This window comes from Chromobacterium sp. CCUG 30098, assembly GCF_059916605.1.
The window spans coordinates 1167668-1179537 of the sequence record NZ_JAUCGS010000001.1 but is presented as its reverse complement, the minus strand read 5'-3'; the positions used below and the strand labels follow the sequence as shown (position 1 = coordinate 1179537).

10 protein-coding genes and 2 tRNA genes are annotated in these 11870 nt (G+C 65.1%); 7 read left to right on the top strand and 5 right to left on the bottom strand.

All coding sequences use genetic code 11. From position 1 onward, the window contains the following. Positions 1 to 2: 2 nt before the first annotated feature. The 4 genes from QUG03_RS05530 to QUG03_RS05515 all read left to right on the top strand — a co-directional run bounded on the left by QUG03_RS05530 (position 3) and on the right by QUG03_RS05515 (position 4004). On the top strand, positions 3 to 872 hold the full coding sequence (locus QUG03_RS05530; protein WP_107800372.1) for a MinD/ParA family ATP-binding protein: 870 nt from the start codon (positions 3 to 5) through the stop codon (positions 870 to 872). Then, a complete protein-coding gene (locus tag QUG03_RS05525) occupies positions 869 to 1615 on the top strand; it encodes an RNA polymerase sigma factor FliA (protein ID WP_081545393.1) in 747 nt (248 codons plus the stop codon). The genes QUG03_RS05530 and QUG03_RS05525 overlap by 4 nt, the downstream gene beginning before the upstream one ends. A gap of 46 nt (positions 1616 to 1661) precedes the next feature. Continuing rightward, positions 1662 to 2411, top strand: coding sequence for a flagellar motor protein (locus QUG03_RS05520; RefSeq protein WP_081545394.1), 750 nt, complete (start codon positions 1662 to 1664; stop codon positions 2409 to 2411). A gap of 375 nt (positions 2412 to 2786) precedes the next feature. Then, positions 2787 to 4004 (top strand): cytotoxic necrotizing factor Rho-activating domain-containing protein, encoded by a 1218-nt coding sequence (locus tag QUG03_RS05515; protein WP_500819600.1) that lies wholly within the window; start codon positions 2787 to 2789, stop codon positions 4002 to 4004. Positions 4005 to 4033: 29 nt separating this feature from the next. On the opposite strand, the gene QUG03_RS05510 is transcribed toward QUG03_RS05515, so the two are convergent. Beyond that, positions 4034 to 4918 (bottom strand): LysR family transcriptional regulator, encoded by an 885-nt coding sequence (locus QUG03_RS05510; protein ID WP_107800376.1) that lies wholly within the window; start codon positions 4916 to 4918, stop codon positions 4034 to 4036. Between the two features lie 103 nt (positions 4919 to 5021). Between QUG03_RS05510 and QUG03_RS05505 the strand changes: the two genes are divergently transcribed. From QUG03_RS05505 to ptsG, 3 genes are all read left to right on the top strand, one after another. Beyond that, positions 5022 to 5408: a DoxX family protein gene (locus QUG03_RS05505; RefSeq protein ID WP_019103721.1), complete on the top strand. Its 387-nt coding sequence runs from the start codon at positions 5022 to 5024 to the stop codon at positions 5406 to 5408. A gap of 468 nt (positions 5409 to 5876) precedes the next feature. Further along, positions 5877 to 8396 carry a phosphoenolpyruvate--protein phosphotransferase gene (ptsP, locus tag QUG03_RS05500; protein WP_500819599.1) on the top strand — a complete coding sequence of 840 codons (2520 nt, stop codon included), beginning with the start codon at positions 5877 to 5879 and terminating at the stop codon, positions 8394 to 8396. Between the two features lie 88 nt (positions 8397 to 8484). Continuing rightward, a complete protein-coding gene (gene ptsG, locus QUG03_RS05495; RefSeq protein WP_227104728.1) occupies positions 8485 to 10248 on the top strand; it encodes a PTS glucose transporter subunit IIBC in 1764 nt (587 codons plus the stop codon). 77 nt (positions 10249 to 10325) lie between these two features. Here ptsG and QUG03_RS05490 read toward each other — a convergent pair whose 3' ends face one another. The 4 genes from QUG03_RS05490 to QUG03_RS05475 form a co-directional block, all read right to left on the bottom strand. Next, positions 10326 to 11123, bottom strand: coding sequence for a Cof-type HAD-IIB family hydrolase (locus QUG03_RS05490; RefSeq protein ID WP_227104730.1), 798 nt, complete (start codon positions 11121 to 11123; stop codon positions 10326 to 10328). Positions 11124 to 11215: 92 nt separating this feature from the next. Further along, positions 11216 to 11572 carry a carboxymuconolactone decarboxylase family protein gene (locus QUG03_RS05485; RefSeq protein ID WP_500819598.1) on the bottom strand — a complete coding sequence of 119 codons (357 nt, stop codon included), beginning with the start codon at positions 11570 to 11572 and terminating at the stop codon, positions 11216 to 11218. A 110-nt stretch (positions 11573 to 11682) separates the two neighbouring features. Next, positions 11683 to 11758, bottom strand: a tRNA-Phe gene (locus QUG03_RS05480). 26 nt (positions 11759 to 11784) lie between these two features. Next, positions 11785 to 11860, bottom strand: a tRNA-Phe gene (locus QUG03_RS05475). Positions 11861 to 11870 lie beyond the last annotated feature (10 nt).

The following is an 11870-nucleotide window of genomic DNA, read 5'->3' as shown; positions in this document are numbered from 1 at the left end:
CGATGCAGGATCAAGCCGCCAGCCTCCGCCTGCTCAGCGCCCGGTCCGCGCGCGCGCCCAGTTTCGCCTTCATCGGCTCCGCCAGCGCCGGCGCCAGCACCCTGGCCACCGAACTGGCGCTGGGCCTGGCCTACGCCGGCCAGCGGCCCTTGCTGGTGGACTGCACGCTGGGCCAGGTGCAGGCGCGCCGTCTGGGCGTGCCCACCACCGCCACGCTGGAAAGCCAGGTGCTGACCCTGGGCGGCCTGGACGAGATGATGATGAGTTCGCGCCAGGGCATTCAGTTGATCAATCTCTACGCGCGCCCGGAAGAGCGCGCGCTGTTCTCCGCCCAGCTATGGCTGAGGCTGGGCAGCGAATTCGCCGCGCTGGAGCGCGACGCCTCGGTGCTGCTGGTGGACGCCCCCAGCCCCGCCCACGACCCGGTGCCGGCCAGCGTGGCCGACAATTTGGTATTAGTGCTCACGCCGGCGGCGGAGTCGCTGACAACGGCCTACGCTAATATCAAGAGGTTGTCCGGCAGCTACGGCCGCCAGCGCTTCAATGTGCTGATCAACCGCGCGCGCCATCTGGAGGAAGCGCGCGAATTGTTCACCCGGCTGTCCGCCGCCACCGGCGAATTCCTGTCGGTGTCGCTGCGCTGGGTGGGCTTTGTGCCGATGGACAACGCGGTGCGTCGCAGCCAGACGCTGCGCCGGCCGTTGATGGAGGCGTTTCCGGACAGCGAGGCCGCGATGGCCTTCTCGCAGCTGGCCGCGGTGCTGCCGCAGTGGGACACCCAGGAAACGCCGCGCAGCGGCACCGGATTCATGGATTTGTTGATTGCCGCCTCGCGCGACTGGGCCGAGGCGGATGGAGTCAAACCGCTATGAGCTTGCCGTCCTTACGCCGAACCGGCTACGCCGCCGCCTCGCCTCCCGCCGAGATCGACGTGGAGGCCTACGCGCCGCTGGTCAAGAAGCTGGCCGGCATGATGATCGCCCGGCTGCCGGCCTCGGTCGACATCGACGACCTGATCCAGGTCGGCGTCATCGGCCTGATCGAAGCCGCGCGCCAATTCGACCCGGCCCAGGGCGTGATGTTCGAAACCTTCGCCAGCCAGCGGGTGCGCGGCGCCATGCTGGACGAACTGCGCCGCGAAGACTGGATGCCGCGCCAGGCGCGCCGCCACTCGCGCCAGATCGAAGACGCGGTCCGCCAGCTGGAACACCAGCTGGGCCGCTCGCCGCTGGAATCGGAAATCGCCGCGCAAATGGGACTGGAGCTGGAACAGTACCAGGACATGCTGGGCGATTGCCGCGGCATGACCTTGCTGCATTTCGAAGATTTTTCCAACGACGACGGCGACGCGCTGCCCGACGCGGTGGCCAATGTCGCCGACGACGACTCGCCGGACCCGTTCGCCGCGCTGGCCGACGGCGGCTTCCGCCAGGCGCTGATAGACGGCATCAAGCTGCTGCCGGAGCGCGACCAGTTGGTGATGTCCCTGTATTACGAGCAGGAATTGAACTTGAAGGAAATCGGCGCGGTGCTCGGCGTCTCCGAATCCCGAGTCAGCCAACTGCACAGCCAGGCCATCGCCCGGCTGCGCGCGCGCATCAAGGACTGGCTCTGACCCTCCGCGCCCTGACGCGGCATAACATTAAAAACCGGAACTTCGCGTGGATAAGATAAGCATTGTAGCCATTCTGATGGGCCTGACCGCCATTATCGCGGGGCAGGCGCTGGAGGGCGGCAACATCGGCTCCCTGATGCAGCTGACCGCCTTCATGATCGTCATCGGCGGCACCGTCAGCGCGGTGATGCTGCAAAGCACGCCCAAGCAATTCGCCGCCGGCGTGCGCATGCTCAAATGGATCTTCCAGCCGCCGGTGCTGGATCACGACAAGATGATCCGCGAAGTCATCAACTGGAGCCAGACCGCGCGCAAGGGCGGCCTGCTGGCGCTGGAAGGCTACATCAATCTGCAAAAAGACCCCTTCATCAAGAAAGCGCTGCAAATGCTGGTGGACGGCGCGGAGCCTGACACCTTGCGCTCGGTGATGGACGTGGAGATCTCCATGTTCGAACACGCGCGCAAACAGGCGGCGCGCATCTGGGAATCCGCCGGCGGCTACGCGCCGACCATGGGCATTCTGGGCGCGGTGCTGGGCCTGATCCACGTGATGGAAAACCTGTCCGACCCGTCCAAGCTGGGCGCCGGCATCGCCGTCGCCTTCGTCGCCACCGTCTACGGCGTCGGCTCCGCCAACCTGTTGTTCCTGCCCATCGCCAACAAGCTCAAACACCTGATCGCCTCGGAAGTCGCCTTGAAAGAGCTGGTGGTGGAAGGCCTGGTCTCCATCGCCAACGGCGAAAACCCGCGCATCATCGAAAGCCGTCTCAAGGGCTTCCTGGCGATGCACGAGTAAAAAGCGCGCGCCGGGCGCGCGCTTTCCCGCCGGCGGCCTAAGACCCTGTTCAATGTCTGCTGTGCTTCAGCGATACAGCGTTGAAAACAAGCTCAAAATGCTCATGTGCCACGTGCACATTCCGCTTTTTCGCTCGTTTTCGCCTTGTCTCGCCCTTGCTCGCGAGACTTTGAACAGGCTCTAAGCGGCCGCCTTCCTCCTCTCCGCTCTCCCCCTCCCCGTCGTCGTTTTTTGAAAGACAGGCCCCGCCTTTTTCGCTGCAATGGTCGGCGCGGCCAGACCCCTGGCCCGAAACCAAAGCAGCGCCCTCGCGCCGGCCCAGCGCCACAGCGAGGGAAAGCCCTTCTCCATCCCCTATTCCGCCTGGAACAGCAGATGAAAATATCGAGTCCGATATCCATCAAAACAATCTACGAACAATTGCTTCAACAGCCGGCGGCCAAGCAGGGCAAAGCCCAAGACCTGAGATTCGGCCTGAGCAAAAGCGGCGCCCTGGTGGTGTACAACAGCCGGCTGCACAGCCTGCTGCACCCGGATCAGACCAAACGCGCCAAGGCCTTCGTCCGGCAGCTCTGCCAGGACCCAAACGCGCAAGCCAATCTTTATCACGCCAAAAAGGCCTTGATCAGCCAAAGCCGCGTCGTGCACGACCACGCCAAATACGGCGATCCCACGGCGAACTTCAGGCAGGACGTCAGACAAAACAAAACCGTCACCACCTCCTCGCCGCAAGAAAAGCTCTTGTTCGAGCGGGATAAATCGCAAGTGTTGTCCGGCAGCATCGCTCCGCTGATCGGCAAGGGCGTGCTTTCCGTCGAAGGCGGCGCCCAGGCCTCCGCTCCGGCCGGCGTCGTCGACTGCGTCCGCCACGACCGGGAGGGCGATAAAAAAGGCGGCGACGCCGTCTCCTCCGACTTCATCAAGTACTCTCACGGCGGCCAGGCCAAAGCCAAGGAGCTGATTCCCGGCACGCCGATCGGCAACTATTACAATAAATTCCAGTTCGGCGACACGCTGCGGCTGATCGAAATCGGCAACGGCCTGCAAGGCACGGTGGGGGTGAAGTTCGACACCGGCGCGCTACGGGACGGCGATTGCTGCCTGTTCAACTCCGGCGCGCTCTCCGGCTGCACCATGGTCTACGCGCTGAAAGCAGGAATGCTTTACGCCTATCACGCCGGCACCGTGAAAAACGGCGACGGAGAATGGGAGACGGCGACCGACGGCGCGCGCTCCATTGTGGACGCCCATAGACGGCTATGCGGCGACCAAGCTCCGCCAGACCGTCCGGTCGGCAATAACCGCGAACTGGCCGCCTTTCTTCGCGATCACTTCGATCACGCGATGATGGTCTACAGCGGCAAGGGGGAAACGCCGGATCTAGCGGACAGCGACCATGTCCACCACTTTGACTACAACAAGACGCCGCTGGGGCAAGAGCTGGCCAGCGTCGGCAACGCGTTGGCGCTGCTCAAGAAGACCGGCGACAGCCTGAGCCTTGAGTTCCTGGGCGACAGCATGCGGATCAATCACAACTGCGGCGTTCATTCACAGGACGCCGAAATTTACGCGGTCGACATGAGTCGGCTTTGAGCCCACGGCCAATCAGTTACGCGCCGCCGCTACTGGAAAAACTGCTGTAGGTAATCGACGAAAGCCCGGACCTTGCCCGGCACGTGCCGCCGCGCCGGGTACACCGCCGACAAATCCAGGCAGTGCCAGTCGTAATCGCTGAGCAGCGGCACCAGCGTGCCGTCCGCCAGGCCCTGCTCCACCAGAAAGCGCGGCTGCAAGATCACCCCCATGCCGTGGACGGCGGCGTCCGTCAGGATGTCGCCGTTGTTGGCGCGCAGCATGCCCTTGACCTTGACCCGGCCGCTGCTGCCGTCCGGCGCGGTGAAATCCCATAGATTAGGCTGCGCGGTCAGCGCGTACAGCAGACACTGATGCTCGGCCAGATCCGCCGGCGTCGCCGGCGTGCCGCAGCGTTGCAGATAGCTGGGCGCGGCGACGACCAGATCCCGTATCCGCGCCAACCGGCGCGCCACCAGGGAAGAGTCGGACAGATTCGACACCCGCAGCCCCAGATCGAAGCCCTCCTCCACCAAGTCCACCCGCCTGTCGTTCAAGTTCAGCTCCACTTCGATCTGCGGGTACTGCAGATGAAAGCCCGCCACCGCGCGCCCCAGATAACGCATGCCGAAGGACACCGGCGCCGACACTCGCAAACGCCCCACCGGGCTGCTGGCGCCATGCGATAAACGCGCGTCCAGATCGTCAAGCTCGGCCAGCAGGCCGCCGGCCTGCCCCAGATAGGTCTCGCCCGCCTCGGTCAGCGACAAACGCCGCGTGGTGCGATGCATGAGCCGCACGCCCAGACGCCCTTCCAGACTGGACACCAGCTTGGTCACCATCGCCCGCGACAGCTCCAGCCGCTCGGCGGCGGCGGCGAAACTGCCCAGCTCCGCCACGCAGACGAAGGCGCGGATTTCCGAAAAGCGGTCCATGATCATTTCCTATTGGTAAACAATATTTTTATTAATAGCGGATTTATTGAGTTTTCTCTACATGGTCAAATGCACTCCATCGCAAACTTGATTGGAACCCACCATGAACCGCTTCCAGAACCCCGCCCTCGGCACCCTGATCCTGCGCCTGTCGCTGGGCCTGATGTATCTGTCCCACGGCCTGCTCAAGCTGCTGGTGTTCACACCGGCCGGCACCGCCGGCTACTTCGCCAGCCTGGGCCTGCCCGGCTTCGTCGGCTACCTGGCCATCCTGGCCGAAGTCGGCGGCGGCCTGCTGCTGCTGTCCGGCTTCTTCGCCCGCTGGGTGGCGCTGGCGCTGACCCCGCTGCTGCTCGGCACCATCGTGCTGGTGCACGGCGCCCACGGCTGGATGTTCGCCAACGAAGGCGGCGGCTGGGAATACCCGGCCTTCCTGATCGCCGGCTCGCTGGCCCTGTTCTTCCTCGGCGACAACAAACGCCAGGCCTGAAACGACGGCGCCTGACCGCCACCAAGACGGCGGCCCTCTCGAGAGGCCGCCGTTTTTCATTTCGCGCATAACAAAAATGCAACAGCCGCCCGGCCGCGGGCCGCGTCGCCAAGACGCTCGCATTTCCACGCCAAACCCATCCCCGTCGCAGCCCGCCTCGTCCCTCCGCCATCGTCTCCGCGCGAACTAGTGCAAATACGTGAATTCCTACTTGCGCAATTTCTTGATTGCCATCAAGCTGCACCGTTATTTCGATGTAGTTAAACTACAATATTGGCATCATATCGCCAGCTGGACAGTAAGCGTCTGTACTGTTGCCGCGCGATGGATGCCGCAGCGCCATCGAATCAAGACAGGCCTTTCCGTACGGTGTACCCTATCCGGCACGCCACGCGGAACCGCTCATGAAGAAGCAGGCCGACGCTCGTAATAAAACAACTGATAAATTCCCGATCTGAGGAGTTACATATGAGCACACCCTTGCCAAGACTGAAGATCCTCGCCCCCCTCTCCGGGTGGCTGGTCGCCCTGGACACCGTCCCGGATCCGGTGTTCGCCGGCAAGATGGTGGGAGACGGCATCTCGCTGGACCCCACCTCCTGCAGTCTGCTCGCGCCGGTGTCCGGCGTCGTCAGCAACCTCCATTCCGCGCACCACGCGCTCACCATCACCTCGCCCGAAGGCGTGGAAGTGATGGTGCACATCGGCATCGACACCGTGATGCTCAAAGGCCAGGGCTTCCAGCCGCTGGTGGAACAAGGGCAACGCGTCAGCGCCGGCCAGGCGCTGATCGACTTCAATCTGGACATGGTGGCGCGCAACGCGCAGAGCCTGCTGACCCAGATCATCATCACCAACGGCGACGAAACCGTCAGCGCCATGCACCGCGCCAGCGGCTTGGCCGAGGCCGGCAAGACCGCGGTGCTGGAGTTGGAGCTGGCCGGCGCGGCCGCCGCCGCCGCACCCGCGGCCGGCGGCGCCAAGCTGCTGTCCCCGGAAATCGAAATCACCAACCCCGCCGGCCTGCACGCCCGGCCGGCCGCGGTCTTCGCCAGCAAGGCGAAAAGCTTCCAGGCCGACATCCACCTGCTGCTGGACGAGCAGTCCACCAACGCCAAATCCGTGGTCGGCGTGATGGGCTTGTCCACCCGCAACGGCGACAAGGTGCGCATCGAAGCCGTCGGCGCGGACGCCGAACAGGCGCTGGCCGAGCTGACCCAGCTGCTGCTGGACCGCTGCGGCGAAGCCGAAGACGAAGCGCCGGCCGCGCCCGCGCCCATCGCCGCCGTCGCCCAACAACAGGAAAGCGCCGAGCTGCTGGTCGGCGTCGGCGCCTCTCCCGGCCTGGCCATCGGCCGCGTCTATCATCACCGGCTGCAGGAATTCGACGTGCCGGAATTCGGCCAGGGCGCCAGTCTGGAACAGCAACACTTCGCTCGCGCCACCGAAGAAGCCGCTCAGCAGATCGACGCGGTCAAGAGCCAGCTGACCGACAAGGCCAAGCAGGCCATCCTGTCCATGCACCAGGAACTGCTGCAAGACCCGGACCTGCTGGCGCAGACCTACGCCGGCCTGGCCGACGGCAAATCCGCCGCCTGGTCCTGGCGCGCCGCCTTCAGTTCCTACTCCGCGCGGCTGGAAGCGCAAGACAACGCGCTGCTGCGCGAACGCGCCAACGACATCCGCGACGTGGGCCGCCGCGTGCTGGCGCTGCTGGCCGGCGTCAAGCAGGCCAGCCTGGACGTGCCTGCCGGCTCCATCCTGATCGCGGAAGACCTGACCCCGTCCGACACCGCCGCGCTGGACCCCAACAAGGTGCTGGGCTTCTGTACCCGCACCGGCGGCGCCACCAGCCATGTGGCCATCCTGGCGCGTTCTCTGGGCATCCCGGCGATCTGCGGCATCTCCCAGGCCGCGCTGGCCCTGCCCGATAGCGAACAAGTCATCATCGACGGCGGCCGCGGCACGCTGCGCATCGCGCCGAACGCCGAACAGCTGGCCACCGCCGAGGCGGAGATCGCGCAGATCGCGGAGCGCCGCGCCGCCGAGGCGGCGATGTCGCAGCGGGAAGCCCGCACCAGCGACGGCGTCCGCATCGAAGTGGTGGTCAATATCCGCAACGCCGCCGACGCGCGCGAAGCGGTGGCCAAGGGCGCCGAGGGCGTGGGCCTGCTGCGTTCGGAGTTTCTGTTCGACAACCGCGACACCCCGCCCAGCGAGCAGGAACAGGCGGAGGAATACTGCGCGGTGGCCCGCGCGCTGGGCAAGGAGCGCCCGCTGGTGGTGCGCACCCTGGACGTGGGCGGCGACAAGCCGCTGTCCTACCTGCCGCTGCCCAAGGAGGACAACCCCTTCCTCGGCCTGCGCGGCATCCGCGTCAGCCTGGAGCGCCCGGACCTGCTGCGCACCCAGTTGCGCGCCATCCTGCAAGCCGCGCCGCTGACCCGCTTGCACATCATGTTCCCCATGGTGGCCTCGCTGGACGAACTGCGCGCCGCCAAGGCCGTACTGGCCGAAGAGCAGGCCGCCAGCGGCCAGCATGACGTCAAGGTGGGCATCATGGTGGAAGTGCCGTCCGCCGCCGTCATGGCCGCGCGCTTCGCCCCGGAAGTGGACTTCTTCTCCATCGGCACCAACGACCTGACCCAGTACGTGCTGGCGATGGACCGCGGCCACCCGCAGTTGGCCAAGCAGGCCGACGCGCTGCACCCGGCGGTGCTGGCGATGATCGCGATGACTTGCGACGGCGCCCGCGCCCACGGCAAGTGGGTGGGCATCTGCGGCGGCCTCGCCTCCGACGAGCGCGCCGCGCCGCTGCTGGTGGGCATGGGGGTCAGCGAGCTGTCGGTCAGCACGCCGGCGCTGGCCGCGGTCAAGGCCACGCTGTCGCGCTGGAGCGCGGCGGAGTGCGAGGCTCTGGCGCAGCAAGCGCTGGCCCTGTCCACGGCGAGCGAAGTCCGCGAACACCTGAACGCGCAAGCCCGATAAACGAGACTCTCCGGCCATCCGGAGCGATGTAGGGCGGCGAATGCGCCGCCCGCTATTTCCTACGCTGTTGAGCAAGGAATGAACCACCATGTTTAGTCAATCATTCGCATTTCTGCAAAAGATCGGCAAAGCGCTGATGCTGCCGGTGGCCGTGCTGCCGGTGGCCGGCCTGCTGCTGGGCATAGGCGCCACCGATTTCCACACCCAGAACACCGTCGCGCTGGCCATCCTGTCGCTGATGAAGAACTCCGGCGACGTGATCTTCGGCAATCTGCCGCTGATCTTCGCCGTCGGCGTGGCGCTGGGCTTTACCGAAAACGACGGCGTGGCGGCGATCGCCGCCGTGATCGGCCACCTGGTCACCACCGTCACCCTGGGGGTGATGGCCGGCCTGATGGGGGTCAAGCCCGACACCATCATGGGCCTGCCGTCCATCCAGACCGGCGTGTTCGGCGGCATTCTCGCCGGCGGCCTGGCGGCCTATATGTTCAACCGCTTCTACCGGATCAAGCTGCCCGAATACCTGGGCTTCTTCGCCGGCAAGCGCTTCGTGCCCATCATCACCGCCATCAGCGCCATCGCGCTGGGCGTGGCGCTGTCCTTCATCTGGCCGCCGATAGGCAACGGCATCAAGAGCTTCTCGCAGTGGGCCGCGGTCAGCGATCCGCGCACCGCCGCCACCGTCTACGGCCTCGTAGAACGGCTGCTGCTGCCCTTCGGCCTGCACCATATCTGGAACGTGCCCTTCTTCTTTGAAATCGGCGCCTTCCCGGACGCGATCAGCGGCAAGATGATACACGGCGACATCAACCGCTTCTTCGCCGGCGATCCGACCGCGGGCATCCTGTCCGGCGCCTTCCTGTTCAAGATGTTCGGCCTGCCGGCCGCGGCCATCGCCATCTGGCATTCGGCCAAGCCGGAGAACCGCGTCAAGGTGGGCGGCATCATGATTTCCGCCGCGCTGACCTCCTTTTTGACCGGCATCACCGAGCCCATCGAATTCTCCTTCCTGTTCGTGGCGCCGGTGCTCTACCTCCTCCACGCCTGCCTGGCGGCGTCGGCGCAGTTCATCGCCAACACCCTGGACATGCACATGGGCTTCACCTTCTCCCAGGGCGGCATCGATTTCCTGATGTTCAACCTGATCGGCGACAAGGCCAAGCACGCCTGGTACGTGTTCATCCTCGGCCCGATCTACGCGGCCATCTACTACGGGGTGTTCCGCTTCGTCATCGCCAAGTTCAACCTGAAAACCCCGGGCCGCGAGGACGAGAGCGCCGACGCCGGCGCGGCGGTCAGCGAAGACGCGCGCGCGCGCGAACTGGTTCTGGCCTTTGGCGGCCGCAGCAACATCAGCAGCCTGGACGCCTGCATCACCCGCCTGCGCATCGCGGTGCGGGAGCCGGCCAAGGTCAACCAGGCCAAGCTCAAGAGCATGGGCGCGTCCGGCGTGGTGGTGGTGGGCAACGGCATCCAGGCCATCTTCGGCCCGCAGTCGGAAAACCTGAAAACCGATATGGAAATCTATCTGCGCGGCGCGGGCGCGGACGCCGAAATCGACGCCCCGGCCAGCGCGCCGGCTCCGGCGGCGCAAGCGGCGACGCCGACGCCCGCCGCGGATCAAGGCCAGGCCGCGGCGCTGCGCCAGGCGCTGGGCGGCACGGCCAATCTGGCCAAGGTGGAAGCCATCGCCCATACCCGCTTGCGCGTGGAGCTGAAGCAGGGCTCGCTGCTCAATCAGGACGCGGCCCGCGCGGCCGGCGTGGCGGCGATGCTGGAAGTGGCGCCCGGCGTCTGGCATTTGATCGTCGGCGATCAAGCCGCCGGCCTGGCTCAGGCGCTTCAAGGCTGAGCGAACCGAAACGATCCGCACCACGTAAAAACGCCAGCGCAAGCGCTGGCGTTTTTTATTGGCGGGGCCTGTCTCGGCTATAAGGCGAACAGCTCGCGCAGATGGCGCGCCACGCCGGCTTCGCGGTTGCTGCCGATGCGCGGCACATCCGGCAGTTGCTCGGCCAGCCGCGCCTGGGCGTTGCCCATCATCCGCGGGTGGCCGGCGGTGCGCAGCAGTTCGATATCGTTCTGACCGTCGCCAAAGGCCAGGCAATGCGCCTTGTCCAGGCCCAGATCCGACAACACCAGCTCCAGCGCGTGGCCCTTGGACACCCCGGGCGCCATCACCTCCAGGCAATCGTCGGCCGAGAAAGTAATGTACAGCTCATCGCCGAAGGCCTGATGCAGCTTGCGCTCCACCTCCAGCAAATACGCGTGCTCGCCGATGTAGAGCACCTTGCCGACGCCCTCGCCGCCGTGCCCGGCCAGATCGGCCAATTGATAGCGCAGGCCGGAATCGGCGTGGAAATTGAGTAGATACTGGCAGGGTTGGTCGATCAGCCAGGCGTCGTCCAGATAGAAATTCAGCACCGTGCCGGCGGCGAACTCCGGCTGCGCCAGCCGGCGCACCAAGACGGGATCGATATCCTGGCGATGCACCAGCTTGTCGTCGGGATCATGCACCCGCGCGCCGTTGGACGTGATCAGGTGAGCGCGGATGCCCAGCGCCTGACGTATGCCCTGCACGTCCAGATAATGACGGCCGGTGGCGATGGCGAAACGGACGCCGCGCGCCTGCAGGGCCTGCAAGGTGCTGGCGGTGAAATCGTCCACCGCGTGATTGGGGTCCAGCAAGGTGCCATCCAGATCGGATGCGATGAAGTGATACACCATCAAACTCCCGCGACAACAGAAGCGCACAGTATACGCCCGCCCGGCGGCGCTGCCCATCAATGCGAGCGAGCGCTTTCTGGTCCGAACCGGGATCAGCCGGGCGCGCTCTCCCCGCCGAACTGCTCATAGGCCTGCAAGGCCTCCGCCGCCGTCATCAAGGAAGGACCGCCGCCCATATAGACGGCCACTTGCAGCATCTCCATGAATTCGGCGCGGCCGCAGCCCAGTTCCACCAGCGCCTTGGCATGAAAGGCCAGACAGCCGTGGCAGCGGTTGGCGATGCCTATGGCCAGCGCGATCAGTTCCTTGGTCCGGTTCGACAAGGCGCCGTCCGCGTGAGCGGCCCGGCTCATCTGGCCGAAGCCTTTCATCGTTTCCGGGATTTCCTTGCGCAGCTTGCTCAACTCCTCGCCCAGTTCCGCACTCAAATCAGGGTAATGAAGGCTCATGCTCGTCTCCTTAACATAACAATATATATTATATTTAATCATATATTGAAAGATAAAAGCAAGCCGCAATGCAAAAAGCCGAACTCATCGAGTTCGGCTTTTCAGGTATCTGGTGGCCAGTCGCGGAATCGAACCACGGACACGCGGATTTTCAATCCGCTGCTCTACCAACTGAGCTAACTGGCCGACGGGTGCTGAAGCTAAGGCGGTGATGGTGGCCAGTCGCGGAATCGAACCACGGACACGCGGATTTTCAATCCGCTGCTCTACCAACTGAGCTAACTGGCCATCACTGCTG

What these genes read in the sequence shown, in the direction of transcription:
- QUG03_RS05485 (WP_500819598.1), bottom strand. Translation starts at nt 11,572, where the DNA reads ATGAGCCTTCATTACCCTGATTTGAGTGCGGAACTGGGCGAGGAGTTG.
- QUG03_RS05515 (WP_500819600.1), top strand. Translation starts at nt 2,787, where the DNA reads ATGAAAATATCGAGTCCGATATCCATCAAAACAATCTACGAACAATTG.
- ptsG (WP_227104728.1), top strand. Translation starts at nt 8,485, where the DNA reads ATGTTTAGTCAATCATTCGCATTTCTGCAAAAGATCGGCAAAGCGCTG.
- QUG03_RS05525 (WP_081545393.1), top strand. Translation starts at nt 869, where the DNA reads ATGAGCTTGCCGTCCTTACGCCGAACCGGCTACGCCGCCGCCTCGCCT.
- QUG03_RS05510 (WP_107800376.1), bottom strand. Translation starts at nt 4,918, where the DNA reads ATGGACCGCTTTTCGGAAATCCGCGCCTTCGTCTGCGTGGCGGAGCTG.
- ptsP (WP_500819599.1), top strand. Translation starts at nt 5,877, where the DNA reads ATGAGCACACCCTTGCCAAGACTGAAGATCCTCGCCCCCCTCTCCGGG.
- QUG03_RS05490 (WP_227104730.1), bottom strand. Translation starts at nt 11,123, where the DNA reads ATGGTGTATCACTTCATCGCATCCGATCTGGATGGCACCTTGCTGGAC.
- QUG03_RS05505 (WP_019103721.1), top strand. Translation starts at nt 5,022, where the DNA reads ATGAACCGCTTCCAGAACCCCGCCCTCGGCACCCTGATCCTGCGCCTG.
- QUG03_RS05530 (WP_107800372.1), top strand. Translation starts at nt 3, where the DNA reads ATGCAGGATCAAGCCGCCAGCCTCCGCCTGCTCAGCGCCCGGTCCGCG.